Source organism: Kitasatospora sp. SUK 42 (assembly GCF_015776785.2).
Taxonomy (GTDB): domain Bacteria; phylum Actinomycetota; class Actinomycetes; order Streptomycetales; family Streptomycetaceae; genus Kitasatospora.
Genome location: NZ_LFMD02000003.1, coordinates 371443 through 397787, shown reverse-complemented (window position 1 = coordinate 397787; position 26345 = coordinate 371443). Strand labels below are relative to the sequence as shown.

Annotated in this window: 26 protein-coding genes; 10 read left to right on the top strand and 16 right to left on the bottom strand. The window is 72.8% G+C overall.

Going from position 1 to position 26345, the window contains the following annotated elements; all coding sequences use genetic code 11:
* The coding region (locus tag RZ50_RS11455) for a transposase (RefSeq protein WP_217680503.1) at positions 1-259 on the top strand (259 nt) is incomplete at its 5' end.
* Positions 260-344: 85 nt separating this feature from the next.
* On the opposite strand, the gene RZ50_RS11450 is transcribed toward RZ50_RS11455, so the two are convergent.
* Complete coding sequence (locus RZ50_RS11450) at positions 345-767, bottom strand: type II toxin-antitoxin system VapC family toxin (RefSeq protein ID WP_196949037.1); 423 nt, start codon at positions 765-767, stop codon at positions 345-347.
* Complete coding sequence (locus RZ50_RS11445; protein ID WP_196949038.1) at positions 764-1039, bottom strand: hypothetical protein; 276 nt, start codon at positions 1037-1039, stop codon at positions 764-766. The genes RZ50_RS11450 and RZ50_RS11445 overlap by 4 nt, the downstream gene beginning before the upstream one ends.
* Positions 1040-1175: 136 nt before the next feature.
* Here RZ50_RS11445 and RZ50_RS11440 point away from each other — a divergent pair, with 136 nt between their 5' ends.
* On the top strand, positions 1176-1886 hold the full coding sequence (locus tag RZ50_RS11440; protein WP_196949039.1) for an exonuclease domain-containing protein: 711 nt from the start codon (positions 1176-1178) through the stop codon (positions 1884-1886).
* On the top strand, positions 1883-2374 hold the full coding sequence (locus tag RZ50_RS11435; RefSeq protein WP_308271590.1) for a GNAT family N-acetyltransferase: 492 nt from the start codon (positions 1883-1885) through the stop codon (positions 2372-2374). The genes RZ50_RS11440 and RZ50_RS11435 overlap by 4 nt, the downstream gene beginning before the upstream one ends.
* Positions 2375-2441: 67 nt before the next feature.
* Here RZ50_RS11435 and RZ50_RS11430 read toward each other — a convergent pair whose 3' ends face one another.
* Entirely contained in the window at positions 2442-3470 is a 1029-nt protein-coding gene (locus RZ50_RS11430) for a polysaccharide deacetylase family protein (protein ID WP_196949040.1), read from the bottom strand.
* 192 nt (positions 3471-3662) lie between these two features.
* The gene (locus RZ50_RS11425) at positions 3663-4556 is read right to left on the bottom strand and encodes a phosphotransferase enzyme family protein (protein WP_196949041.1); all 894 of its coding nucleotides are present in this window, start codon (positions 4554-4556) and stop codon (positions 3663-3665) included.
* 509 nt (positions 4557-5065) lie between these two features.
* On the opposite strand from RZ50_RS11425, the gene RZ50_RS11420 reads away from it, so the two are divergent.
* The 4 genes from RZ50_RS11420 (at position 5066) to RZ50_RS11405 (ending at position 10136) form a co-directional block, all read left to right on the top strand.
* A complete protein-coding gene (locus tag RZ50_RS11420) occupies positions 5066-7252 on the top strand; it encodes an MMPL family transporter (protein ID WP_196949042.1) in 2187 nt (728 codons plus the stop codon).
* A gap of 303 nt (positions 7253-7555) precedes the next feature.
* Positions 7556-7762 carry a cold-shock protein gene (locus RZ50_RS11415; protein WP_196949043.1) on the top strand — a complete coding sequence of 69 codons (207 nt, stop codon included), beginning with the start codon at positions 7556-7558 and terminating at the stop codon, positions 7760-7762.
* 185 nt (positions 7763-7947) lie between these two features.
* Complete coding sequence (locus RZ50_RS11410; RefSeq protein ID WP_196949044.1) at positions 7948-9669, top strand: DEAD/DEAH box helicase; 1722 nt, start codon at positions 7948-7950, stop codon at positions 9667-9669.
* Between the two features lie 155 nt (positions 9670-9824).
* Positions 9825-10136, top strand: a complete 312-nt coding sequence (locus RZ50_RS11405; RefSeq protein ID WP_196949045.1) for a hypothetical protein — start codon at positions 9825-9827, stop codon at positions 10134-10136.
* Between the two features lie 4 nt (positions 10137-10140).
* On the opposite strand, the gene RZ50_RS11400 is transcribed toward RZ50_RS11405, so the two are convergent.
* The 11 genes from RZ50_RS11400 to RZ50_RS30330 all read right to left on the bottom strand — a co-directional run bounded on the left by RZ50_RS11400 (position 10141) and on the right by RZ50_RS30330 (position 20070).
* Positions 10141-10866, bottom strand: coding sequence for a sirohydrochlorin chelatase (locus tag RZ50_RS11400; protein WP_217680501.1), 726 nt, complete (start codon positions 10864-10866; stop codon positions 10141-10143).
* A gap of 7 nt (positions 10867-10873) precedes the next feature.
* Positions 10874-11797 carry an ABC transporter permease gene (locus tag RZ50_RS11395; protein WP_196949911.1) on the bottom strand — a complete coding sequence of 308 codons (924 nt, stop codon included), beginning with the start codon at positions 11795-11797 and terminating at the stop codon, positions 10874-10876.
* Positions 11784-12587 carry an ABC transporter ATP-binding protein gene (locus RZ50_RS11390; protein ID WP_196949910.1) on the bottom strand — a complete coding sequence of 268 codons (804 nt, stop codon included), beginning with the start codon at positions 12585-12587 and terminating at the stop codon, positions 11784-11786. The genes RZ50_RS11395 and RZ50_RS11390 overlap by 14 nt, the downstream gene beginning before the upstream one ends.
* Positions 12588-12795: 208 nt before the next feature.
* Positions 12796-13959 (bottom strand): aliphatic sulfonate ABC transporter substrate-binding protein, encoded by a 1164-nt coding sequence (locus RZ50_RS11385; protein WP_196949909.1) that lies wholly within the window; start codon positions 13957-13959, stop codon positions 12796-12798.
* Between the two features lie 241 nt (positions 13960-14200).
* A complete protein-coding gene (locus RZ50_RS11375) occupies positions 14201-15532 on the bottom strand; it encodes a sulfate adenylyltransferase subunit 1 (protein WP_196949908.1) in 1332 nt (443 codons plus the stop codon).
* Positions 15533-15535: 3 nt separating this feature from the next.
* Positions 15536-16474: a sulfate adenylyltransferase subunit CysD gene (cysD, locus tag RZ50_RS11370; RefSeq protein ID WP_196949907.1), complete on the bottom strand. Its 939-nt coding sequence runs from the start codon at positions 16472-16474 to the stop codon at positions 15536-15538.
* Entirely contained in the window at positions 16471-17052 is a 582-nt protein-coding gene (gene cysC / locus RZ50_RS11365; protein ID WP_217680616.1) for an adenylyl-sulfate kinase, read from the bottom strand. Before cysC ends, cysD begins: the two co-directional genes overlap by 4 nt.
* A 47-nt stretch (positions 17053-17099) precedes the next feature.
* Positions 17100-17801 (bottom strand): phosphoadenylyl-sulfate reductase, encoded by a 702-nt coding sequence (locus RZ50_RS11360; protein WP_196950301.1) that lies wholly within the window; start codon positions 17799-17801, stop codon positions 17100-17102.
* Positions 17782-17964, bottom strand: coding sequence for a hypothetical protein (locus RZ50_RS11355; protein WP_196950300.1), 183 nt, complete (start codon positions 17962-17964; stop codon positions 17782-17784). The genes RZ50_RS11360 and RZ50_RS11355 overlap by 20 nt, the downstream gene beginning before the upstream one ends.
* A 99-nt stretch (positions 17965-18063) precedes the next feature.
* On the bottom strand, positions 18064-19788 hold the full coding sequence (locus RZ50_RS11350; RefSeq protein ID WP_196950299.1) for a nitrite/sulfite reductase: 1725 nt from the start codon (positions 19786-19788) through the stop codon (positions 18064-18066).
* Positions 19789-19986: 198 nt separating this feature from the next.
* Complete coding sequence (locus RZ50_RS30330; RefSeq protein WP_318264789.1) at positions 19987-20070, bottom strand: putative leader peptide; 84 nt, start codon at positions 20068-20070, stop codon at positions 19987-19989.
* Positions 20071-20248: 178 nt separating this feature from the next.
* Here RZ50_RS30330 and RZ50_RS11345 point away from each other — a divergent pair, with 178 nt between their 5' ends.
* Positions 20249-21541, top strand: coding sequence for a YihY/virulence factor BrkB family protein (locus tag RZ50_RS11345; RefSeq protein WP_217680499.1), 1293 nt, complete (start codon positions 20249-20251; stop codon positions 21539-21541).
* A gap of 69 nt (positions 21542-21610) precedes the next feature.
* Here the strand turns inward: RZ50_RS11345 and RZ50_RS11340 are convergent, their stop codons facing one another.
* The gene (locus RZ50_RS11340) at positions 21611-23428 is read right to left on the bottom strand and encodes an FtsW/RodA/SpoVE family cell cycle protein (protein ID WP_308271588.1); all 1818 of its coding nucleotides are present in this window, start codon (positions 23426-23428) and stop codon (positions 21611-21613) included.
* 292 nt (positions 23429-23720) lie between these two features.
* Between RZ50_RS11340 and RZ50_RS11335 the strand changes: the two genes are divergently transcribed.
* Complete coding sequence (locus RZ50_RS11335) at positions 23721-24740, top strand: cytochrome c oxidase assembly protein (RefSeq protein WP_196951800.1); 1020 nt, start codon at positions 23721-23723, stop codon at positions 24738-24740.
* 279 nt (positions 24741-25019) lie between these two features.
* The gene (gene rsgA, locus RZ50_RS11330) at positions 25020-26156 is read left to right on the top strand and encodes a ribosome small subunit-dependent GTPase A (RefSeq protein WP_196951801.1); all 1137 of its coding nucleotides are present in this window, start codon (positions 25020-25022) and stop codon (positions 26154-26156) included.
* Positions 26157-26345 lie beyond the last annotated feature (189 nt).

Here is a 26345-nt window from a genome sequence, read left to right as displayed (position 1 = left end):
CTACCTCGCGTTCCCGCCCGCGATAAGGACGGTCGTCTACTCCACGAACATGGTCGAGTCGATCAACTCCCGCCTGCGGAAGGCCACCCGCAACCGCGGCCACTTCCCCTCCGAGCAAGCCGCGTTGAAGGTCCTCTACCTCGCCGTCCGGGAGCAGATCACCCCCAGGGCACGCGACATCAACCACGTCGCCGCACACTGGAAGGAGGCACTGAACCAGTTCTCACTCTTCTTCGAGGACCGGCTCAGCATCCAATAATCCCACGGCACTTACACGAGATCGCTTACACGCCCACCACCCGGTGACGCGATCGGTGACCGGGGGCGGAGGGTGTGGTGGGCTGTCAGTACTCCCAGGGGTTCAGGACGGCAGCACCTGTCCGCGCCAAGTGCTTGACGTTGCGGCTGACGAGCGTCCAACCGTTTGCGATGGCCGTGGCCGCGATCAGCGCGTCGGGCGGATCGATGCTGGTGCCGGAGCTCTTGAGCCGATGGTGAACAGCGAGGTAGGCGGCGGCTTCCTGTTCGCCGATCACGGCGATCCGCCCCTGGTACTCCGCGCGAATACCATTGAGGACGTGTTCGAGTGCGGCCCGGCGCAGCGGATCGGAGGTGGCTTCGACGCCTGCCTCGATCTCCGCGACGGTGATGACACTGAGGAAGTGCCTGGGCGCCGGGACGGATCGAGCCCATTCGATGACGGCGGGGGCCGGCTTCGGCCGCGTGGTGAGCTCGGCGACCACGTTCGTGTCCAGCAGACAGGTCACTCGGGGTCTTCCTCGCCATCGTAGGAACGCGCCCCGAACTCCAGCCCTTCGAAGGGCGTTGTCAGGAGGAAGTCCAGGAAGCCGTCCGTTCCCAGCGTTGCCCAGCGGTGCAGCATCTCCGGCAGCGCGTCGATGTCGGTGTCGGCGAGTTCGGCGTCGAAGTGCCTGACCTGGTCCTCGGGCAGCGATCCGCGGATCTCTCTGATGGTCCGGAGCGGGTGGGACTCGTCGGGCCGGCGAGGGGGCACGGGCAGGTTCGGGGCGGTGCTCATGGCCGTCTCCTTCGGTAGGTCCGAGGAACAGCCTAGGGCCGCCGGGGCCGGGATCGGCGGCCCTGTCGGACGGGTTGTCGGTGGGGCGGGTGATGATAGGGGCTGATTCGCACAGTCGGACGGAAGGACACACCTGATGAGCTGGTGGCAGCAGCCACTGGTCGGCTTCGACCTGGAGACCACGGGCACCGACCCGGCCGTGGACCGCATCGTCACGGCCGCGCTCGTGGACACGGTCGGGGCCGCCCGGGTGGAGGCCGCGCACTGGCTGCTCGACCCCGGGGTGCCGATTCCCGCGGAGGCGGAGGCGATCCACGGGATCGGGGACGAGGTCGCGCGCGGCAAGGGGCGGCCGGCCGCGGAGGCGGTCGAGGAGATAGCCGCCGCGCTCTGCGAGCGGATCGCGGCCGGGCGGCCGGTGGTGGCGTTCAACGCGCCGTTCGACCTGTCGCTGCTGGACGCGGAACTGCGCCGGTACGGCCTGGCGACGCTCGCGGAGCGCCTCGGCGGACCGGTCGGGCCGGTGCTGGACGCGCTGGTCATCGACCGGGCCGTGGACAAGTACCGCAAGGGCTCGCGCACCCTGCAGCGGGTCTGCGAGGTGTACGGGGTGGAGCTCACCGACGCGCACGAGGCCGGCAGCGACGCGCTGGCCGCCGTGCGGGTCGCCGTCGCCCTGGCCGGGCGCTACCCGGCCGAGGTGGGGGAGGTCGCGCCGGCCGAACTGCACCGGCGGCAGGTCGACTGGTACCGGCAGTGGGCCGAGGGCTTGCAGGCCTGGCTGCGCCGCGGCAAGGACCCGCAGGCCGTGGTCGACCCGCGCTGGCCCTCCAGAGCCACCGGGTGACCGCGACCGTACGCCCGGCCCGCCCCGGCGACCTGCCCGGCTTCCTCGCCCTCGCGGCCGAGGTCGAGCACTGGTTCGGCCCGATGGTGGCCGAGCCCGGCTTCCACCGGGCCGTCGGCCGGAGCATCGAGGAGGGCCGGGCCACCGTCGCCGAGGACGGCCGGGGGCTGCTCGGCGGCCTGCTGTTCGGCACCGACGACGCCGAGCCCCCGCTGCACCACCTGCACTGGCTGGTGGTCGCCGAGCGCGCCCGCGGCACCGGCCTCGGCCGGGCGCTGGTCGAGGACGTGCTGCGCCGTCACGTCCGGGCCCCGGCCACCGTCGAGGTGGTGACCTTCGGCCCGGACCACCCCGGGGCGCGGACCAGCGGCGCCCGGGTGTTCTACGAACGGCTGGGCTTCACCCCGGCCGAGCCCGCCGCACCCGGACCGGAGGGCGGCTCCCGGCAGGTCTACCGGCTCAGGCTCGCCCGCCGACAGGACACGTAGGACAGGACGCGTAGGACGGGACGCGCAGGACAGGACGCGTAGGACGGGACGCGCGGGAGGAGACGCCTTACGACGCCGGGAAGTCGAAGGTGTAGCCCTGCGCGACCAGCCAGGGCAGCAGCTGCTTGAGCGCGGCCACGGTCTGGCTGCGGTCGCCGCCGCCGTCGTGCATCAGGATCACGCCGCCGGGCTTGAGCTGGTGCTGCACGGCGGAGACGATCGCGGGCACCCCGGGGCGGGACCAGTCGCGCGGGTCGACGGACCAGCCGAGGGAGGACATGCCGAGGCCCGCGGTGATGTGCTCGTTGTCGGCGTTGAAGCCGCCGCCCGGGGCGCGGAACCAGTCGACCCGGGTGCCGGGCCCGCCGGCCTGGACGATCATGTCGTGGGCGGCGGTGATCTCGTACACCGCCTTGTCGTGCGGGAGCTTCGCGAACGGCTGCGGGTGGTGGACGCTGTGGTCGCAGAGTCGGTGCCCGGCGGCGATGACGCGCTTGACCATGGCCGGGTTGGCGGCGGCGTTCTGGCCGATCTGACAGAAGGTGGCCTTCGCGTCGTACTGGGCGAGCAGGTCGAGGATCTGACCGGTGGCCGGGCCGGGGCCGTCGTCGAAGGTGAGCGCGACGGTGTGGCCGCCGGAGGCGGTGGAGCCGATCACCCTGCCCGGCCCGGTGTGCCCGGGCGGCGCGGCGGGGGTGGTGGCCGGGGCGCCCGGGGTGGCGCTCACGGGGCCGGGCGTGGTCGGGGTGCCCTCCGCGCTCGGCGCGCCGCCCGTGGAGGGGCTGCCGGAGGACGGCTTCGGGCTGTGCGGCCTCGGCGTGACCGGCGGCGCCGCCGGGCCGGTGCCGTTCGCGGCGTCCGAGCCGGGGGTGGGCGCGATGGTGCCGGCCGCCGTGCCGTCCGGTTGCGGCGGCTGGGCCGCCCCGGATATCGGGGACTGCGCGCCGGCGGTCGGCGGTTGCAGCGCCCCGCTGGCGGTGCCGCACGCGGACAGGCCCAGGACGGCGGCCGCCGCGATGCAGCCCGCGATCAGCCGGCGGCGGCCACGGGCCGTGCGCGGCGGGAGGGAGGGGCGGCGGGCGGCGGTCTCGGGCATGGCGGCGGCTCCTGAGGTGCGAAGTACGGTGCCGATCCTTCAGTCAGGATGACTGTGCGATAGGACGCCGATCGTAGATACCCCGGTTGCGTGCCGGACCGCTCAGCCCCCTGGGAGCCTTCTCACACCCGCCCGGTTTGTCCTCCGCCGTCGGAACGGGTACCGGCGCGCCGTCAGAACGGGTACGCGCCGTCAGAACGGGTACCAGCGCACGTCGGTGGCCCCCTCGCGCAGCGAGGCCACCCGGCGCCGGAACTCCGCCAGCGCCGCCGGGTTGCCGGCCGCCTGCTGCGCCACCCAGGAGGCGCTGGCGGTCTCCCGGGCCCCGCGCAGCACCGTGAAGCCGGGCCAGTCGCGCACGTCCCAGCCGTACGCCTCGGTGAACGCCGTGTACTCCTCGCCGGGCACGCCGTAGCGGTCGTGGCTGAGGGCGAGCACCACCAGGTCGTGTTCGCGCAGGTCGTTCGCCATGAACTCCAGGTCGAGCAGCACCGGCCCGTCCGGGCCGACGTGGACGTTGCGGGGCAGCGCGTCACCGTGGATCACACCGGGGTGCAGGTGCGGGGTGAGGTCGGGCAGGGCGGCCTCGAAGGCGTCCCGGCGGTGGCGGAGGAAGGCGACGTCCTCGGGGTCGACGTACCCCTCGGCGGAGGCCAGCCAGCGTTCGACGGGGGCGAGCAGGTCGCGCCGGCCGAGCGGGAAGGACGGCAGCGGCAGGGCGTGCAGGGCACGCAGCAGCGGGGCGAGGTCGACCGGGCGGGCCGGGCGGACGGCGGGGGCGAGCCGGTGCCAGAAGGTGACCGGGTGCCCGTGGGCCAGCTGCGGCTCGGGCGCCACCGCCTCGTACGGGCGGACCACCGGGACGCCCTGCCCGGCCATCCAGTGGGCGACGGTCAGCTCGCGGTGCGCCCGGTCGTACAGCTCGGGGCCGCGGCCGACCTTGGCGACCACGGCCGGGTCGCCGAGGTCGAAGACGGCGTTCTCGCCGAGCGCGAGCAGCCGGGCGTCGCCGGGGCCGGGCAGTCCGGCCGTCTCGCAGGCGTGGGCGAGCAGCAGCCGGGCGCGGCCCTCGTCGAAGGGGATCATGGCTGGGCTCCGTTCCGCCGGTGTTCGTCCGGAGGATGCCGGACGGTGATCATCATGACCCACGGACGCCGGGCCCCGCGCACTGCGGGGCCCGGCGTCGCCACGGCCGTACCGGGGGGAAGGGGGAGGAGGCCGGCGGGTGGTCCCGTGCCGGAGTTCCCCTCGGGGCGGGGTGGGGTTTTCCCTAACCCCCGACCCTGATTCCTCCTCCTCGGGGGTAGGGGGCGGGCTCCACCCTGAGGGGGAGCTGTCTCCACCCGGAGCACGAGGTCATCGAGCTTGCGCCCGGGGGACACTAGGGCGGGGCCGGTTCGGGGTGGCCCCACAACGGGGTTGGACTACGGGGGCTCCTTGCCGGGCGGCAAGCCGGTGCTCGTACGATGACGCCCAGACCTACTTACCTGCCGACCGGCTAGGAAGCTGAGTGCTTCCCGACGCCGGTCCTGCCGTCGCCCGGCGTCCCGTCCCCCAAGGGCTGCGGTGAACCATGCCCAGGAGGCATCACGAGCATGTTCCACCGACTAGGACACGTTGTCGTCCGCCGCGCCTGGTGGGTGATCGGCGCTTGGCTGATCGCGGCCGTCGCGATCATCGCGACCGCCCCGCCGCTGAAGGCCAACACCGACGAGGCCGCCTTCCTGCCCAAGCACTACGAGTCCATCCAGGCCATGGACCTCCAGCAGAAGGCGTTCCCGTCCAACCTCTCGCCGTCCGCGCTGCTGCTCTTCGAGCGCAACGACGGCGGCCAGCTGGACCAGAACGACGCGGCCGCCATGAACAAGGTCACCCAGGGCCTGGCCGACAAGAAGATCCCGCTGGTCGAGCAGGTGCTGCCGGTCTCGGAGAAGATGGGGTCCTACTCCAAGGACCACAAGTACGCGATGGCGCTGGTCTCCATCGACAAGAGCAAGATGCAGTCGGACGAGTTCACCGACGCCGCGAAGAAGCTCCGTGACGAGGGCAAGGCACTCGCCTCCGGCACCAACCTGAAGTACCAGGTCGGCGGCCCGGCCGCGACCTCGCTGGACCAGAAGGACTCCAGCAAGACGGCCGGCATGCTGATCGGCCTCGGCACGGTCGTGATCATCCTGCTCACCCTCGGGATCATCTTCCGCAGCCCGATCATCGCGCTGCTGCCGGTGCTCTCCGTGGTCATCTACTCCATGGTCGCCACCGGTCTGATCTCCGACGCCAGCAAGGTGTTCGGGCTCAAGGCCGACAGCTCGATGGAGCAGATCCTCACCGTGGTCCTCTACGGCGTCGGCACCGACTACTTCCTGTTCCTGATGTTCCGTTACCGCGAGCGGCTGCGGGCCGGGGACAACCGCAAGGAGGCCGTGGCCAACGCGGTCGGCCGGGTCGGCGAGGCCATCACCTCCGCCGCCGGCGCCGTCGTGGTCGCCTTCGCCGTGCTGGTCCTGTCCAGCCTCGGCATGTTCAAGGCGCTCGGCCCCTCCCTGGCCATCGCCGTCGCCGTCACCGCGATAGCCTCGGTCACCCTGGTGCCCGCGATCCTCTGCCTGATCCCCGAGAAGGTCCTGTTCTGGCCCTCCAAGGCCTGGCAGCGGGAGCCCTCGAACGCCCGCTTCGCCGCGATCGGCCGCGGCGTCGGCCGCCGCCCGGTGGTCGCCGCCCTGCTCTCCGGCCTGGTGATGGTCGGCCTCGCGGTCGCCGCCCTCGGCTACAAGGGCACCTTCGACATGGCCGGCAGCTCCATGCCGAAGGGCAAGGAGTCGATGGTCGTCCAGGACACCATGGTCAAGGCCTACTCGGCCGGCGCCGCCGACCCCGCCCACGTCTACGTGACCAGCGAGGACGGCAACAAGATCAACCTCGCCGGCCTCCAGGGCTACGTCAACGACCTCGGAAAGATCGACGGCGTCTCCAGCGTCGCCCTGCCCCACCCGGAGCAGGGGGTCAGCAAGGACGGGCTCACCGCCGACATCACCGTCGTCCTGAAGGACGAGGCGGCCAGCAACAAGGCCATCGACACCATCGGCGAGGTCCGCAAGGTCGCCCACGCCGAGGCGCCCGCGGGCACCAAGGCGCTCGTCGCCGGAACCACCTCCGTGTACAAGGACATCAACACGGCGATGGCCCACGACTACAGCCTGGTCTTCCCGATCGCCGCGGTGCTGATCATGATCATCCTCGGCCTGCTGCTGCGCAGCGTGGTCGCCCCCTGGTACCTGATGGCCTCGGTCGGCCTCGGCTTCGGCGCCACCCTCGGCGCCACCACCCTGGTGTTCCAGAACATCAAGGGCGAGGCCGGTCTGATGTTCATGCTGCCGATCCTGATCTACCTGTTCGTGGTCGCACTCGGCACCGACTACAACATCCTGATGATCGCCCGACTGCGCGAGGAGGCCCGCGAGGGCCGCGACCCCCGCGAGGCGGCCAGCCAGGCCATCCGCCACGGCGGTCCGACGGTGGCCGCGGCCGGCTTCATCCTCGCCGCGACCTTCGGCACCATGCTGCTGGCCGGCAACACGATGATGAGCGAGATGGGCTTCTCGATCGCCATCGGCATCCTCATCGCGGCCTTCGTGATGTCGATGTTCTTCACCCCGGCGCTCACCGCCCTGCTCGGCCACCGCGCCTGGTGGCCCGGCCACGGCGACAGCAGGGGCCCCGGCGAGGGCCCGGCCCCGCTGGCCGACGCGCACGGCGTGCCGGAGCCGGCCGGTCGTCGCTGATCACGGCCTGAACCACGGCTGAACGACAGGCGGCGCCCCGCTCCGGCGGGGCGCCGCTGCCCCCTTCCCGGAGGCGGCAAACGTGATCTGTCGGGCAGAAAAGCCCCCGGTCAATCGGGGTGTCGCCGTGCTACAGTCGACTCAGTTGCAGTTTTGGTTCCCATGAACGTATGTGTGCGCCTGCTGGTCTCAACCGACAGGCGCATTTGTTTTGTCCGGTGTTTCAGTCTCCGGATGGGGATCGCGGCTACTTGGGGATTCACGAGGTGTGAATCCCTGATGCCCCAATTAGAGGAGACGGTTATGGCTACCGGCACCGTGAAGTGGTTCAACAGCGAAAAGGGCTTCGGCTTCATCGAGCAGGACGGCGGCGGCCCGGACGTCTTCGCCCACTACTCGAACATCCAGGCCAACGGCTTCCGTGAGCTCGTCGAGGGCCAGCGCGTGGAGTTCGACGTCACCCAGGGCCAGAAGGGCCCGCAGGGCGAGAACATCCAGGTCATCGCCTGACGTCAGCCTTCACGCTGACACGTGATCCCGTGATCTCCTGATCCCGTGATCCTGTGAAGCGGGGGCCCGCACCGGACAACGGTGCGGGCCCCCGCCCATGCCGCCGTACGGCCGGGGCGGCGCACTCCCAGACGACGGCCGACGGGCCCGCGACCGCGGGCCACCGACCGACGGACGGAGACCCCGTGACCACCCCTGCCCGCCCGCCGCGCGACCGCGGCACCCGCACCACCGGCCAGAACCGCGGAGCCGACCAGGGCCGCGGCGCCGACCAGGCCCGCACCGGCGACCAGGCCCGCACCGGCCGCCCCCGCCGCAGCGGGGAGGGCGCCGATCGCCCGCGCAAGCCGCGCGGCCGCACCGGCACCCCGAAGAACGCCCGCACCGCCGCGCCCGAGCCCGCCGACTTCACCGTCGTCGAGGGCACCCCGGCCCGGCCCCCGGCGGCCACCTTCGCCGAGCTCGAACTGCCCAAGGCGATCCTCAGCGCGCTCACCCGCGAGGGCGTCACCGAGCCGTTCCCGATCCAGGCCGCCACCCTCCCCGACTCGATCGCCGGCCGCGACGTGCTCGGCCGCGGTCGCACCGGCTCCGGCAAGACCCTGGCCTTCGGCCTGCCGCTGCTCGCCCGCACCGCGGGGCGCCGCGCCGCCGCCCGGCACCCGCTGGCCCTCGTCCTGGTGCCCACCCGCGAGCTGGCCCAGCAGGTCACCGAGGCGCTCACCCCGTACGCCACCTCCGTCAACCTGCGGATCACCACCGTCGTCGGCGGCATGGGGATCAGCCGGCAGGCCAACGCCGTGCGCCGTGGCACCGAGGTCCTGGTCGCCACCCCGGGCCGGCTCGACGACCTGATCGGGCGAGGCGACGTCAACCTCTCCGACGTCGCGATCACCGTTCTGGACGAGGCCGACCAGATGGCCGACATGGGCTTCCTGCCGCAGGTCAGCAAGCTGCTGGAGCAGGTCGCCGAGGGCGGGCAGCGGATGCTGTTCTCCGCCACCCTGGACCGCAACGTCGACCGGCTGGTCAAGCGCTTCCTGAGCGACCCGGTGACCCACTCCGTCGACCCCTCGGCCGGCGCGGTCACCACCATGGACCACCACGTCCTCCAGCTGGAGCCCGCCGACAAGGCCTCCGCCACCGCCCACATCGCCTCCCGCGACGGGCGCGTGATCATGTTCGTGCACACCAAGCACGGCGCCGACCGGCTCGCCAAGCAGCTGCGCGCCAACGGCGTCATGGCCGCCGCCCTGCACGGCGGCAAGTCCCAGCCGCAGCGCAACCGCGTCCTCGACCAGTTCCGCGACGGCGAGGTCACCGCGCTGATCGCCACCAACGTGGCCGCCCGCGGCATCCACATCGACGGCCTCGACCTGGTCGTCAACGTCGACCCGCCGGTCGACCACAAGGACTACCTGCACCGCGGCGGCCGCACCGCCCGGGCCGGCGAGTCCGGCACCGTCGTCACCCTCGTGCTGCCCGAGCAGCGCCGCGAGGTCAACCGGCTGATGACGGTCGCCGGGATCCGCCCCACCGTCACCAAGATCCGCCCCGGCGACGCCGACCTGGCCCGGATCACCGGCGCCCGCACCCCCAGCGGCGTGCCCGTGGTGCCGGTCGTCCCGGCCGCGCAGACCGCCGTCGCGGACAAGCCCGCCGAGGCCAAGGCCGGCGCCCCGCGCCGCCGCCCCGGCAAGCGCTCCGGACTGCCCGCCGACGTCGACATGAACGGCAACCCGCGCCGCCCGCGCCCCAAGCAGCGCCTCGGCGCCGCGGGCGCCCAGGGCGAGCGCCCGCAGGCCGCCGGCTTCATCGGCCGCTCCTCGGGCCGCGCCCGGCCCGGCACCGGCTCCAAGTCCGGCTCCAACTACGGGACCGGCCGCCAGCGCCGCAAGGCCGACTGACCCGTTCCAGCAGCCCGATGGCGCGCACGGCCCCGGCCGCGCGCGCCATCGGCGCTTCCGCGCGCCGTCATCCGGACGGGTGGAAGGGGCCGGCTCCGTGAGCGGGGTCGGTGTCAGACTGTCGCCGCAGAGCGGTGACGGGTGGAGGGGCGCGGATGGCTGACGGCGGTGCGGACCTCGAAGCGGTCGCCGAGTACGACGAGACGCACGAGCTGACCGAGGACGAGATCATGAGCGCCGAGCCGGCTGAACCGGTGGCGGCGGAGTCGGTGATGATCACCACCTCGCTGCGGCTGCCCAAGCCGGTGATGGACGAGGTGCGGCGCCGGGCGCGGGAGCGGGGGCTGAAGCCGACCGCCATCATGCGGGAGTGGATCGAGGGCGCCGTCGCCAATGTGGACGAGCCGGTGCCGCTCAGCGTGATCACCGCCGCGGTGGCCGAGTACCAGCACCGCAAGGCCTCGTGACGGCTCAGGCGGCGAGGCTCGGGGCGGCGGTGCGGGCCGCGTCGTAGCGCTCCAGCAGCAGGGCCGCCACCTCGGGGGCCGGGCCGAGGACGCCGGCGAGCACGTCCGCTCCGGCGGCCGCCTCCGCGATGCGGTCCGGGAGGAGGCCCGGGGCCAGCAGGTACGGGGCGACGGCCGTGCGCTCGGCGCCGGCCGCGCGCAGGGCGGCGAGGGCGTCCGGGACGCGCGGGCCGGCGGCGGAGGCGTAGGCCACCTCGACGGCGGCCCAGCCGCGGGTGCGGCGCCACTCGGCGGCCACCGCGCGGGTCGCCGCGTCGGCGGCCGGATCGGAGGAGCCCGCCGCCGCCAGCACCACGCCCGTACGGGCCCGGACGGCGGGCGAGCCGACCGCCAGGCCGGCCTCGGCGAGGCGGCGGTCCAGGGCGGTGAGCAGCAGGGGGGAGGGGCCGAGCACGTCCGCCACCGGCAGCCGGGAACCCGCCGCGCGCAGGGCGGCCGGGATGTCGTGCTTGGCGTGGAAGGCCCGGTTCAGCAGCAGCGGCACCGCCACCGCCTCCGCCAGTCGCCCCACCACCTGGGGGATCCGCGGCGCGCAGTGGTCCAGGTACGCGGTGGCCACCTCCAGCCCGGGCCGCCGCGCCCGCACCTCCCGCACGAGCGCGGCCACCGCCGCCGCGTGGCGCGGGTCGCGGCTGCCGTGCGCGATCAGCAGGAGGGCGGGCGTCGTCATCGGTGCCTCACTTGGTGGCGGCCAGCAGGCCGCGGTTGCGCAGCACCCGGCGCTCGACCGGGGTGAAGACCAGCAGTTCGATGGCGATGCCGACGAACAGGATGAGGACGATGCCGAGCAGCACCCCGGACATGTCGGAGAGCTCGCGCTGGTCCTCCAGGAAGCGGCCCAGGCCCCGCCCGAGGTCGGGGGAGGAGGCGACCAGCTCGGCGGCCATCAGCGAGCGCCAGGAGAACGCCCAGCCCTGCTTGAGCCCGGCCAGGTAGCCGGGCAGCGCGGCCGGGATGAGGATGTGCCGGGCCCCGGTCAGGCCGGTGGCGCCGATGGTGCGCCCGGCCCGCAGGAACAGCGGCGGCACCTGGTCGATGCCGGCCACCAGCCCGTTGGCGATGGACGGGACGGCGCCCAGCAGGATCACCGCGTACATCATCGAGTCGTTGATGCCCAGCCAGATCACCGCGGCCGGCACCCAGGCGACCGACGGCAGCGACTGGAGGCCCTGGAGCACCGGCCCGATCGCGGTGCGCACCGGCCGGATGCGGGCGACCAGCAGGCCGATCGGGGTGCCGATGACGACGGCGAGGAGGAAGCCGGACAGGCCGCGCCAGACGCTGGTCCAGACGATCGAGAACAGCGTGCCCTGGTACCAGAGGTCCTGCGCGGAGTGCCACACGTCCGCCGGACTGGGCAGCTTGTACGAGGAGGTGAGGTGCAGGCTGTACGCGGCCTGCCACAGCGCGAGCACCACCAGCACGCCGATCAGCGGCGGCAGCGCCTTGCCGCGCAGCACCTCGCCGAGCGAACTGCGCTGCGCGGCGACCGAGTCGAGGGCGTCCAGGCCGGCGCCGACGCCGGCGGTGTCGGTGTCGTTCGCGCCCCGCGCGGCCTCGTCGTCCTGGTCCAGGACGGGGGTGGTGTCAGTGCTGGCCATGGCGACGGATCTCCCCACGCAGTTCTTCGGTGATCTCGATGGACAGGTCGGCCACGCCCGCGGACTCGATGCGGCGCGGCTGCGGCAGGTCGATCCGCCACTCGCGGGCGACCCGGCCGGGCCGGGAGGAGAGCAGCACGACGCGCTGCGCCAGGCGCACCGCCTCGCGCACGTTGTGGGTGACGAACAGGACGGACAGCTTCCGCTCGGCCCAGATCCGGGTGATCTCGTCGTGCAGCACGTCGCGGGTGATGGCGTCGAGCGCCGCGAACGGCTCGTCCATCAGCAGCACCTTGCTGCCCTGGGCGAGCGCGCGGGCCATCGCCACGCGCTGGCGCATGCCGCCGGACAGCTCGTGCACCCGCTTGCCGTACGCGCCGTCCAGGCGGACGAGTTCGAGGAGGCGCTCGGCCTCGGCGCGGCGCTCGGGGCGCGGCACGCCGGCCAGCTTGAGGGCGAGCTCGATGTTCTTCCCGGCGGTGAGCCAGGGGAACAGCGCGTGCTCCTGGAACATCAGGGCGGGGCGGCCGCCGGTCACCTCGATCGTGCCGCGGGTGGGCTGGTCGAGGTCGGCGACCAGGTTGAGCAGGGTGGACTTGCCGCAGCCCGAGGCGCCGAGCAGGGTGACGAACTCGCCGGGTGCGACGTCGAGGGTGATGTCGTCCAGCACGTGGGTCTGGGCGCCCGGGCGGCCGAAGGACTTGTGCACGTGCGAGATCCGGACGGCGGGCGCGCCGCCGGGGGCGTCGGCGCCGGGCGCGTCCGCCGAGGTGGTCAGTGCCGAGGTCATCAGGGCACCTCCTGCGTGAGTGGTCGTGGGCTCCTCCTCCGCCCGTCGGCGGGCAGGGAGGGGGGAGGGAGAGGGCTGCGGGATCGGGGCCGTGGTCCGGGCCCCGCCCACCCCGGTGGGCATCGATCGGGGATCGACCGGGCGGGCGGGGCCGGACCTCGGGGTCGGGGGGCGAACGGCGCCGCGGCGAACGGCGCCGCCGCGGGCGCTACTTGACGCCGAGCCCGGCGTCCGCGACGGCGGCCTGGCCCTTGGCGGCGAGGACCTTGTTCAGCAGGGTGAGGTCGTAGATGCCGTCCAGGTTGGGCTTCTTGAGGAGCCCGGCGGTCACGGCGTGGTCGGCCTCGGCCTGCAGGGTGTTCGCCAGCGGGTCGTCCAGGAAGTCGATGTCGGCCCAGGCCGGGTCGAGGACGGCCGGCTCCAGCGCGTTGCCGAGCTCCTTCTTGATCGCCTCGTTGGCGTCGGTTTTGGCCTTGTCCGGGTTCGCCTTGATGAAGGCGTTGGCGTTCACCGAGCCGCGCAGCACGGCCTCCACCACGTCCGGGTGCTCCTTGAGGAACTTCTGGGAGACGATGATGTTGGTGATCACGAACTTCTTGTCGGGCCAGACGTCCTTCTCGTTGAGCAGGACCTTCGCACCGAGGGTGACCAGCTTGGAGGCGGTCGGCTCGGGCACCCAGGCGCCGTCTATCGAGCCCTGCCGGTACGCGTCCGGGGTGACCTTGTTGTCGGTGCGCACCACGGACACGTCGCCCGCGCCGGAGGCCGCGTCGACCTTGTAGCCCTTGCCCGCCAGGTAGTTGAGCAGTGCCACGTCCTGGGTGTTGCCCAGCTGCGGGGTGGCGATCTTCTTGCCCTTGAGGTCGTCCAGCGAGGAGATCTTGTCCGGGTTGACCACCAGCTTGACCCCACCGGAGGCGGAACCGCCGATGATCCGCAGCGACTTGCCGTCGGACTTGGTGTAGCCGTTGATCGCGGGGGAGGGGCCGATCCAGCCGATGTCGATGGAGCCGGCGTTGAGCGCCTCGATCTCGGCCGGGCCCGCGTTGAAGACCTGGGTCTTGATCTGGGTGGAGCCCAGCTCCTTCTGGAGGATGCCCTCCTGGAGGCCGACCAGCGGGGTGCCGTGGGTCAGGTTGGCGAAGTAGCCGATCTTCACGGTGTCGGCGGAGAGCTTGGCGTCCGAAGCCCCGGCCGCGGCGGTGGAGTTGGGCGTGCCGCCGGAGGACTTGTCGTCCGCCTTGGAGCCGTAGCCGCAGGCCGACAGCAGCGCCACGGCGGTCAGGCCGGCGACGGCGGCGGCCGCGTGGCGTCTGATCCGACCGGCGTTGGGGCGGGAGAAGGTATGGGAGGGTGCCAGGTTCGGTGCCATGGTGAGTCCTGTTCGCGGACGGACCGTCAGGAGGCGGTCCCGGGCGGACGGTCGGGAAGGTGGTGCTCGCGGCGGTCGGGCGCCGGGGCAAGCCGGGCTGCCGTGGGGAGCGGCCCGGTGACAGGGCGGGATCAGCCCTGTCGGCCCACACATCGGGTCAGGCCGCCCTGGCCGCTGCCGAGGACGCCGCTGCCGATGCGGCCGCCTTCCTTGTCCATGCCCGAGAACGCCTCGCTGGGCATCAGACCCAGTCCTCCTCTTCGGATGCGTCGGGTGCGTCGGTGGTGCGTACGGTCTCGAAGGCCTCGCCCGCCATGCCGGCGGTGAGGGTGGTGCCGTCCGCCGGGTCGATCAGCAGGAACGATCCGGTGCGGCGGTTGTCGTGGTAGGCGTCGAGGGCCAGCGGCTCGGCGGTGCGCAGGCGCACGTGGCCGATGTCGTTGACGTTCAACCCCTCGGCGCCGCTGCGCTGTTCGAGGCTGTCGATGTCGATGCGGTAGGAGATCTCCTTGACCAGCGCCCGCACGGTGCGGGTGGTGTGCTTGAGCAGCACCTTGTCGCCGGCGCGCAGCGGCCGCTCGTTGAGGTGGCTGACGGTGGCCTCGATGTCCTTGGTCGGGGCGGGGGCCGCCCCGGCGGCGATGAGGTCGCCGCGGGAGATGTCGAGGTCGTCGGCGAGGCGGACGGTCACGGACTGCGGGGCCCAGGCGAGATCGGTCTCGCGGCCCAGCGCGTCGATCCCGGCGATGGTGGTGGTGTGGCCGGACGGCAGGACGGTGACGGTGTCGCCGACCCGCAGCACGCCGGAGGCCAGCTGGCCCGCGTAGCCGCGGTAGTCGGGGTGCTCCTCGGTCTGCGGGCGGATCACGTACTGCACCGGGAAGCGGGCCGGCTCGGAGCTCGGGTCGCTGCCGACCGGGACGGTCTCCAGGTGCTCCAGCAGCGTCGGGCCGCCGTACCAGTCCATGTGGGCGGAGGGCTCGACGACGTTGTCCCCGGCGAGGGCCGAGATCGGGACCGCCAGGACGTCCTCGACGCCGAGCGAGGCCGCGTAGGCGGTGAACTCGGCGGCGATGGCGGCGAACACCGGTTCGGCGTAGTCGACCAGGTCCATCTTGTTGACGGCCAGCACCACGTGCGGCACGCGCAGCAGGGCGGCGACGGCGGCGTGGCGGCGGGTCTGCTCGACCACGCCGTTGCGGGCGTCGACCAGGACGACGGCGAGCTCCGCGGTGGAGGCGCCGGTGACCATGTTGCGCGTGTACTGCACGTGGCCGGGGGTGTCGGCGAGGATGAACCGGCGCCGGGGGGTGGCGAAGTAGCGGTAGGCGACGTCGATGGTGATGCCCTGCTCGCGCTCGGCCCGCAGGCCGTCGGTGAGCAGCGCGAGGTCGGGCGCCTCCTGGCCCCGGTTGCGGGACGCGTGCTCGACGGCCTCCAGCTGGTCGGCGAGCACCGACTTGGAGTCGTGCAGGAGGCGGCCGACGAGGGTGGACTTGCCGTCGTCGACGGAGCCGGCGGTGGCGAAGCGCAGCAGGGAGGTGGCGGTGGCTTCGTGGCTGGTGGTGGTCATGGGTTAGAAGTACCCCTCGCGCTTGCGGTCTTCCATCGCGGCCTCGGAGAGCTTGTCGTCGGCGCGGGTGGCGCCGCGTTCGGTGAGGCGGGAGGCGGCGATCTCGGCGATGACGGCTTCGATGGTGGTGGCGTCGGAGTCGACGGCGCCGGTGCAGGACATGTCGCCGACGGTGCGGTAGCGGACCAGGCGGCGCTCGACCGGCTCGTCGTCCCTGGGCCCGCCCCACTCGCCGGCGGTCAGCCACATGCCGCTGCGGGCGAAGACGTCGCGCTCGTGGGCGTAGTAGATCTGCGGCAGCTCGATGCTCTCGCGTTCGATGTACTGCCAGACGTCCAGCTCCGTCCAGTTGGACAGGGGGAAGACGCGGACGTGTTCGCCGACGGCGTGGCGGCCGTTGTAGAGGGACCACAGTTCGGGGCGCTGGCGGCGCGGGTCCCAGGCTCCGAACTCGTCGCGCAGGGAGAAGACGCGCTCCTTGGCGCGGGCCTTCTCCTCGTCGCGGCGTCCGCCGCCGAAGACCGCGTCGAAACGGTTCTTCTCGATCGCGTCCAGGAGCGGGACGGTCTGGAGCGGGTTGCGGGTGCCGTCGGGGCGTTCGCGCAGCACGCCGCGGTCGATGAAGTCCTGGACGTGGGCGACGTGCAGGCGCAGGTTGTGCTGCGCCACGACGCGGTCGCGGTAGGCGATGACCTCGGGGAAGTTGTGGCCGGTGTCGACGTGCAGCAGGGAGAACGGGATCGCCGCGGGGTGGAAGGCCTTGAGGGCCAGGTGCAGCATGACGATGGAGTCCTTGCCGCCGGAGAACAGGATCACCGGGCGTTCGAACTCCCCCGCGACCTCGCGGAAGACGTGCACCGACTCCGCCTCCAGCGCGTCCAGGTGGGACAGCGCGAAGGGGGAGTCTCCGGCGCGGACCGGGCTGTCGGTCGCGGTGGTCATGCGAGGCCCCTCTCGGTCAGGAAGGCGTGCAGCTCGGCGGCGGACTCGGCGACCGCGCGGCCCCGCGTCTGGAGGCGCAGCTCCGGGTCCACGGGGGCCTCGTACGGGTCGTCCACGCCGGTCAGGCCGGAGATCTCGCCGGCCGCCTGCTTCGCGTACAGGCCCTTGACGTCCCGCTCGGCGCACAGCTCCACCGGCGTGGCCACGTGCACCTCCAGGAACTCGGTGCCGGCCGCCGCGTGCCGCTCGCGCACCGCGGCGCGCGAGTCCGCGAACGGGGCGATCACCGGGGCGAGGACCTTGACGCCGTTCGACGCCAGCTTCTCGGCGACGAAGCCGATCCGGGTCACGTTGGTGTGCCGGTCCTCGCGGGAGAAGCCGAGGCCCTTGGAGAGGAACTCGCGGATCTCGTCGCCGTCCAGGACCTCCACCCTGTGGCCCTCGGCGCGCAGCCGCTCGGCCAGCGCGAAGGCCAGCGTGGTCTTGCCGGCGCTCGGCAGCCCGGTCAGCCACACGGTGGCGCCGCGCTCGCAGGGGGCGGCCGTGCGGGCCGCCTCTGCGGCTCCGTCGGCTGCCAGGGTGTGAGCTGTCACGGTGTCTTCCTCACTGAATGGTTGACGATGGGTCAGAGGTGGATGCCGCACTCGGTCTTGCCCGAGCCGGACCAGCGGCCGGCGCGGGCGTCCTCGCCCTCGGCGGGCTTGCGGGTGCAGGACAGCGGCGAGCAGCCGATCGAGGTGTAGCCCTCCCACAGCAGCGGGTTGAGCAGCACGCCGTTGGCGGCGACGTAGGCGTCCACGTCCTCCTGCGTCCACCGGGCGATCGGGGCGATCTTGACCTTGCGGCGGCGGGCGTCCCAGGACACCACCGGGGTGTTCGCCCGGGACGGCGACTCGTCGCGGCGCAGCCCGGTGGCCCAGGCGTCGTAGCCGCCGAGGCCGCGGTTCAGCGGCTCGACCTTGCGCAGCGAGCAGCACAGGTCCGGGTCGCGGTCGTGCAGGTTCGGCCCGTACTCGGCGTCCTGCTCGGCCACGCTCTGGCGCGGGGTCAGGGTGATGACGTTGACCGGCATGGTCGCGGCCACCGCGTCGCGGGTGCCGATGGTCTCCGCGAAGTGGTAGCCGGTGTCCAGGAACACCACGTCCACGCCGGGGAACACCGAGGAGGCGAGGTGGGCCACCACCGCGTCCTCCATGGAGGAGGTGACGCAGAACCGCCCGCCGAAGGTGTCGGCGGCCCAGCGCAGGATCTCCTGCGCCGTGGCCTCCTCCAGTTCGCGGCCGGCCCGTACCGCCGTCTCCTCGTAGTCAGTCGCGGTGCTGCTCATGGGACGCACCCCCGTGGTTGGTCGCGGACAGCAGGCCGAGGAACTTCAGCTGGAAGGCCCGGCGGCAGCCGTGGCACTCCCAGGCGCCGTGCCCGGCCTCGGACGGGCGCAGGTCCTCGTCCCCGCAGTACGGGCAGAAGAAGGGGGCGGCACGCTCACTCATCGCCCACCTCGCTGCGCTCGGCGTTCGCTTCGCGAACACGCCCTGCCTGATTGGTTCTCCCCCAGCCTTCGGCCGGGGGGACCCCCATGCTGCACTCACTCACGACAGCTGCTCCTCGGTGGCGCGGGCCGCCCACTGGGCGAAGCGCTCGCCCTCGGTGCGGTCGGCCTGGTAGCGGGTCAGCAGGCGCTCGACGTAGTCGGGCAGGCCCTCGCTGGTGACCTTGAGGCCGCGGATCTTGCGGCCGAGGCCGGCCTCCAGACCGAGCGCGCCGCCCAGGTGCACCTGGTAGCCCTCGACCTGCTCGCCGTGCTCGTCGGTGACCAGCTGGCCCTTGAGGCCGATGTCGGCGACCTGGATGCGGGCGCAGGCGTTGGGGCAGCCGTTGATGTTGATGGTGAGCGGCTCGGCGAAGTCCGGCAGGCGCTTCTCCAGCTCGTCGATGAGGGTGCGGCCGCGCTGCTTGGTCTCGACGATGGCGAGCTTGCAGTACTCGATGCCGGTGCAGGCCATGGTGCCGCGGCGGAACGGCGAGGGGGTGACCCGCAGGTCGAGCGCCTCCAGGCCGGCCACCACCGCGTCGACGTGCTCCTCGGCGACGTCGAGGATGAGCATCTTCTGCTCGGCGGTGGTGCGCACCCGGTCGCTGCCGTGGGCCTCGGCGAGGTCGGCGATCCGGCCGAGCAGCTCGCCGTCGACCCGGCCGACGCGCGGGGCGAAGCCGATGTAGTAGCGGCCGTCCTTCTGCCGGTGGACGCCGACGTGGTCGCGCCAGCGGCTGGCGGGCTCGGCGGGGGCGGGGCCGTCGACCAGCCGGTACTTGAGGTACTCGTCCTCCAGCACCTGACGGAACTTCTCCACGCCCCAGTCGGCGACCAGGAACTTCAGCCGGGCGCGGTTGCGCAGGCGGCGGTAGCCGTAGTCGCGGAAGATGCCGATGACGCCGCCGTAGACGTCCGGGACCTCGTCCAGCGGGACCCACGCGCCCAGGCGCACGCCCAGCTTGGGGTTGGTGGACAGTCCGCCGCCGACCCACAGGTCGAAGCCGGGGCCGTGCTCGGGGTGGACCACACCGACGAAGGAGACGTCGTTGATCTCGTGCGCGACGTCCAGCAGCGGGGAGCCGGAGACCGCGCTCTTGAACTTGCGCGGCAGGTTGGAGAAGTCCGGGTTGCCGATGAAGCGGCGCTGGATCTCCTCGATGGCGGGGGTGCCGTCGATGATCTCGTCCTCGGAGATCCCGGCCACCGGGGAGCCGAGGATGACGCGCGGGGTGTCGCCGCAGGCCTCGGTGGTGGACAGGCCGACGGCCTCCAGCTTCCGCCAGATCGCGGGGACGTCCTCGATCCGGATCCAGTGGTACTGGATGTTCTGGCGGTCGGTCAGGTCGGCGGTGCCCCGGGCGTACTGCTCGGAGACCTCGGCGATCGCCCGCAGCTGGGGGACCGTCAGCCGGCCGCCGTCGATCCGGACGCGGAGCATGAAGTACTCGGCGTCGAGCTCGTGCGGCTCCAGGATCGCGGTCTTGCCGCCGTCGATGCCCTCCTTGCGCTGGGTGTAGAGGCCCCACCAGCGCATCCGGCCGCGCAGGTCGCTGGGGTCGATCGAGTCGAAGCCCCGGTGCGCGTAGATCGTCTCAATACGTGTCCGCACATTGAGACCGTCGTCGTCCTTCTTGAACTGCTCGTTGGCGTTCAGGGGGGTGAAGTGGCCCATGCCCCACTGGCCCTCGCCGCGGTGACGGGTCGCCTTGCGCGTCGCGGCGGGGCGCGGGACGGCGGGGCGGTCGGCCGAGGGCTCGACGGTCTCGGGGGAGGTGGCCATGGTGAAGTCCTTCGAGGCAGGTGGCGCTGGCGCCGGGTGGGTCGCTGGGCGTGCTCGGCGGTGCGGTGCTGCTGTGACCTGCGGATTTCTCAAGGCCGGAGAGAGCAGTGACCGGGACCGGGCGGGCGCCTGCGCATCCGCTTCAGCGGGGATGGCGGGAAGATCGGCGCAGGGAGCGGTGGTGCGGCGGAGTTGGGCTCAGGTCACCGGACAGATGGCGCTGGACACGCGAAGGAGATCGACGTGGAGTCGACCTACTAGGGTGGTTCCGGCGCTAGACATGGCAAGAGATTCGCACGGCGCGGGACTCGCGGTCCACTAACATCCGGATGCTGGACGCTGGAGTTTCGGCATTCGGGACAGCCGGGGGTTCCCGCCGCTCCGGGCCGGACGCCCGGTCACGCGCCCGTACACCCGGGGGAGATCAACCCGGGCGCCCCGGCCCGATACCGTTAGCCCTGTGCAAGCAGCAGGCGATACGAGCAGACCGAACCCCGAACGGCCCTCCCGGCGCCGGGGAAAGGGCTCCCGGCGCGCGGCCAAACAGGCCACCTGGAGCCGCACCGCGTGGGAGCTGGTGAAGGACACCACCAACACCTGCGTCGAGTACCGGGTCACCGGACTCGCCGCGGAGGCGGCCTTCTTCACCCTGCTGTCGATCCCACCGCTGCTGCTCGGCCTGGCCGGCACCCTCGGCTACCTCGACGGGTTCGTCGAGGCGGGCACCATCGCCCGGCTCAAGCAGGACATCGTCTCGGCCTCCGGAACGGCCCTGTCGGACACCTCCGTCAAGGAGGTCGTGATCCCGCTGCTCAACCAGGTCTTCGACGCCCCCCGGCCGGACCTGGTCTCGATCGGCTTCCTGCTGTCCCTGTGGTCCGGCTCCCGGGCGCTCTACATCTTCATCGACACCATCACCGTCATGTACGGCCTGGACGGCAAGCGGGGCATCGTCAAGACCCGGCTGATGTCGCTGGGCCTCTACTTCGGCGCCCTGGTGATCGGCTCCCTGGTGCTGCCGCTGCTGGGGGCCGGGCCCGGGCTGATCGAGAACGCGGTGCCCGGCATCTCCGGACTGGTGGGCGCCGCCTACTGGCCGGTCGCGATCGGGCTGCTGATCGTCTCGCTGACCACGCTCTACCACCTGGCCGTCCCGGTCTCCACGCCGTGGCGCGAGGACATCCCCGGCGCCCTCGTGGCCCTGGTGGTGCTGGTCTTCTGCAGCGTCGGCCTGCGGCTCTACCTGGTCAGCTCGGTCGAGGGCCCCTCGGTGTACGGCTCGCTGGCCGCGCCGGTGGCCGTGCTGCTGTGGATCTTCGTGGTGGCCCTCGCGGTGCTCATCGGCGCCGCCATGAACGCCGCCATAGACCGCCGCTGGCCCACCCTGGAGACCGCCGACGCCCGCGCGGAGAACGAGCGCGCCCAGGAGGAGGCGGCGGCCGCCGTGGTTCGCGAGGTCGCCGCCCGGCGGGCCGTCGAACGGGCCCGGCGGGCCCGCGAGCTGGGCCTGGCCGAGGGTGTCGAGGAGGAGTGGATCGAGGACGAGGGCGAGGACGTGGACGCGCCCGCCGAGTACCCCGAGCGGTGGGCCGACGTTTTGGCCGCCGACAACGTCCGCGGCCGCCTCACCGCCCGCCCCGGGCCGCACCACCGGCCCGCGCCGCCGCCGCCGGACAGCGACCGGCCGACCGGGCCGCCGCCGGAGCGGCAGGCGCCCAGCTACCCGCCCAAGCCGCCGTGGGAGCAGCGGTAGCCGGCGCCTCCGGGACGACGTCAACGGGCGTTGCCCCTCCCTCGGGAGGGGCCCCGCCCGTTGTGCTTCTCAGCCGTTGAAGGGGGGCTGCGGGGGCTGGCCGTAGCCGTGGGTGGGCTGCTCGGCGACCGGGGGATAGCCGTAGGAGGGTTGCTGGGGCCCGGTCGGGGTGTGGCCGTACGGGGGTTGCTGGGGCTCGGCGGGGGTGTGGCCGTAGGGGGGTTGCTGGGGCTCGGCGGGGGTGTGGCCGTAGGGGCGCTGCTGGGTCCCGGTGGGGGAGTGTTCGTACGGGGGCTGCTGCCCGACCGCGGGGTGCAGCTCGGTCGCGGCCCCGGGATCGGTGAAGGGGCGCAGCTCGGTCGGGGCTCCCGGGTCGGCGGCGGGGACCGGATCGCCGGTGCCCGGATTGCCGGAGCCGGGGCCGATGGGGGCGGGCTCGGCGGAGGCCGCGGCCATTGGGGCGGAGGCCTGCGGGGCGGCCGGCACCGGCAGCGGCTCGGGGCTCGGCTGCGCCGGGTCCAGGGCGGTGCGCCCGGAGGAGTCGCTCAGCTTGATCAGCAGCGCGACCATCAGCCAGTTCGCCAGCAGCGAGGAGCCGCCGGCGGCCAGGAACGGCAGCGCCTTGCCGGTCAGCGGGACCAGCCCGCTCACCCCGCCGACGACCACGAACACCTGGAGCGCGAGCGCCGCGGACAGTCCGGTGGCCAGCAGCTTGCCGAACGGGTCGGTCAGGCCGATCGCGGTGCGCAGGCCGCGCTGGATCAGCAGCACGTAGACCAGCAGGATCGCGGTCACCCCGGCCAGGCCCAGCTCCTCGCCGATCGTGGTGAAGATGAAGTCGCTGCGGCCGGCGAAGCCGATCAGCCAGGGCCGGCCCGAGCCGAGGCCCGTCCCGGTCAGGTGCCCGGTGCCGAGGCTGAACAGCGCCTCGGCGGGCTGTTCGGAGATCGCCTGGTCGCTGACCGGCGGGTAGTAGTTGAGCGGGTGCAGCCAGGCCTCGACGCGCCCGTGCACGTGCGGCTCCAGGGTGCCGACCACCGCCGCGCCGCCGACCGCCATCAGCAGGCCGAGCACCACCCAGCTGGTGCGCTCGGTCGCCACGTACAGCATCACGATGAAGACGCCGAAGAAGATCAGCGAGGTGCCCAGGTCGCGTTCGAAGATCAGCACCAGCAGGCTGACCGCCCAGATCGCCAGCACCGGCCCGGCGTGCCGCCCGCGCGGCAGGGTCAGCCCCCAGACCTTCCGCCCGGCCAGCGCCAGGGCGTCCCGGGACGCCATCAGATAGCCCGCGAAGAAGATCGTGATCGCGACCTTCACGAACTCGTCCGGCTCGAAGGACGGCAGTCCGGGGAGCTTGATCCAGCGCTTGGCGCCGAAGCTGTCGGTCGGGGAGAAGATCGGCGCGGTCAGCAGGATCAGCGCGCCCGCCATCACCAGGTAGACGTACCGCTGGAAGAAGCGGTGGTGCTTGACCAGGATGATCAGCGCGAGCGCCGCCGCCACCGCGATGAACACCCACATCAGCTGGGAGGGCGCGGCCGGGAGCTTCTGGTAGTCGCCCTTGGCGCTGTGTGCGGCCTTGTAGCTGAAGTCCAGCCGGTCCAGCAGCATCAGCCCGAAGCCGGTCAGGAACACGCCCAGCGGCAGGATCAGCGGGTCCGCGTACGGCGCGAACCGGCGCACCACCAGGTGGGCCACCCCGGCCAGCGCCCCGAGGGACAGCCCGTGCACCAGCAGCCCGGGCGGCATCTTGCCGGTCAGTGCCAGATCGGCGTCGATGTGGCCCGCCAGACAGACGGCCACCGCGAGCGCCAGCAGGCCCAGCTCGATGTTGCGGTGGCGCACGGCCAGTCGGCGGCCCTCGCCGCGTGCAGTGCTTTGCACCTCTTGTCGTCCCCTTGCTGTTCACCCGCGCGGCCGATATCGCCGACGGTGCATCCTGCCAGACGAACGTGACGTCGCGCCGGTTGCGCCTCCGGGCCCGGCAAGGGCAGAACTTTGCCCAGGTAAAGCTTTGTTGGGGTTCGGTAAAGCTTTCCTCAGGCTGCGGTATAGAGGTGGGCCCCGCGCGCGGCGGGCCCCGTCCGGGACGCCATCATGGCCGGGCGCCGCGGCCCCTGCCCGGCGCCGGCCGGACGGCGGCCGGGCTGCGGGTGCGGATGAGGTGGGCGGACGGATGAACGGCGCGGTGGACGGCCTGGCCGGCGGCGCGGCCCGGGTGCTCGCGTACAGCGGACCGCCCGCGTGGCAGTGGTCCGACCTGGCCACCTCCTGGACCCTCGAACCGCTGGTGCTCGTCCTCTCGGTGCTGCTCGGCGGCTGGTACCTGGCCGCGGTGCGCACCGTCCACCGCCGCGGCGGCGGGCGCTGGCAGCCCACCCGCACCGTCGCCTTCCTCGGCGGGCTGCTGCTGTGGATCTGGTGCACCTGCTCCGGCCTCGGCGTGTACGAGCGGATCCTCTTCACCGACCGGGCCGTGCAGGTCGTGCTGCTGCTCATGGTCGTCCCGCTGCTGCTCGCGCTGGGCGCGCCGGTCTCGCTGCTGGTCGAGTCCTCGCCGGAGCAGCGGCGGGAGCGGATCCTGAGGGCGCTGCGCAGCCGGCCGTCCAAGGTGCTGATGTTCCCGGCCGTCTCGACCGCGCTGCTGATGGCGCCGCCGTGGCTGCTCTACTTCACGCCCTGGTACGAGTGGTCGCTCTCCAGCGGGTTCGGGAACGTGGTGCTGCACCTGGCCCTGGTGCTGCTCGGCCTCGCCTACTTCTGGCCGCGGCTCCAGCTCGACCCGGTCGGGCACGAGTACCCGCACCTGGTCGGGTTGTTCATCACCTTCGCCGAGGTGATCTTCGACGCGGGCCTGGGGATCGTGCTGATCTACGGCGGCCACCTCGTCGCCGAGCACTACTACGTGGCGCTCGGGCGGCCCTGGGGGCCCAGCCTGGCGCAGGACCAGACCTGGGGCGGCAACGCGTTCTGGGTCCTGGGGGACCTGGTCGGGCTGCCGTTCCTGGCGGCGCTGGTGCGGCGGATGGTGGTGCAGGGGCGGGAGGAGATCAAGGCCGTGGACGCCGAGCTCGACGCCCGCTTCGAGGAGGCGGCCGCGCAGGCGCGGGCGGCGGGGCTGCCCGAGGAGGAGGAGAGCGGCATGCGGCCCTGGTGGCTGGACGACCCGAACCTCAAGCACCGGTACGGCGGGTAGGGCCGCTGGTTCCGGTTGGTTCCGGTTGGTTCCGGTTGGTTCCGCAGGTCAAAAACCAGTTGGCTCCGTCACGCCGCTCCGCTAGCGTGTGACGCGTCCGGTTCGGGGGCCGTTGGGCCGCCCGAGGAGTAGAGAGCAGGAGGTGAACCCCGTGGTCGTTGTCGCCCCGATAGCTGCCCTGGGCAGCACTCGCGTTCACCTCCTTTTCCCGGCCGCCGGCTGAGCCCTTCGCGCCAGCCGTAGCCCGCCGGGACCATCTCCTCCCGAAGGGCCACTGCGTTGTTCAACGCTGCCTCCGTTCCGTCGTTCTCTTCTTCCTTCTCCTCCGTTGGCGCCCCCTCGGACGCCCCCGCGCTGGCCGGCTACGGCTGGACGGCCGAGCTCGCGGAGCTGTTCGTCCCGCTCGCCGAGGCCGGGCTGCTCCCGGCCCGGATCGTCCGGGTCGACCGCGGCCAGTGCGACGCCGTCATCACCGACCCGGAGACGGGCGAGCCGCGCACCGTCCGGCTCGACACCCGGCCGGTGGGCGACGCCGACATGATCAACTGCCCGTGCACGGGCGACTGGGCCGCCGTCGACCTGAACGCCCGGCCGATGGCCGCCGTGGCCGCGCTGCTGCCGCGCTCCACCGCGATCATCCGCAAGGTGGCCGGCAAGCGCTCCGACGGCCAGGTGCTGGCCGCCAACGTCGACACCGTCCTGATCGCCTCCTCGCTCGCGGCCGATCCCGACCTCGGGCGGATCGAGCGCTTCCTCGCTCTGGCCTGGGAGTCCGGCGCCGAGCCGCTGGTCGTCCTCACCAAGGCCGACCTCGTCGACGACGCCGAGTTCATCCGGGCCGACGTCGAAGCGGTCGCGCCCGGCGTCACGGTCCTCGTGGTCAGCGCCGAGACCGGCGAGGGCATCGACGTGCTCCGCGCCTGCACACCGGGCACCACCGCCGTGATCGGCCAGTCCGGCGTGGGCAAGTCCACCCTGACCAACGCACTCGCCGGTGCCGAGGTGATGACCGTCCAGGAGGCCCGCGAGGTCGACCAGAAGGGCCGCCACACCACGACCACCCGCGAACTGATCCCGCTGCCCGGCGGGGGCGTGCTGATCGACACCCCCGGGCTGCGCGAGGTCGGCCTCTACGGTGGCGAGGGGGTGGACCTGGCCTTCGCCGACATAGCCGAGCTCGCCGAGGAGTGCCGCTTCCACGACTGCAACCACACCTCCGAGCCCGGCTGCGCGGTGCGGGCGGCCCTGGCCGACGGCACCCTGCCCCAGCGCCGGATGGACAGCTACCTCAAGCTCCAGCGCGAGAACGAGTGGATCGCCTCGCGCTCCGACGCCCGGCTGGCCTCGGAGCGGCTGAAGAAGTGGAAGACGATCAACAAGTCGATGCGCGCCGCGGGAGGCCCCGTGAAGCGCTGACACGGTAAGCGGTAAGGCGATGACCTGGTGGAGGGCGGCCCTCGGCGGCCGCCGGCCGCCCCCACCGGGCTCACAGGGAGCGGCACCCCATCGGGCAGGCCCGTTGCTGGCCTGCTGGCCCCCCGCGGGATGCGGATGGGTGCGGGGTAGGAAGGGTGGGTGTGCGCGGCGCGGGTGGGTGGTGGGCGC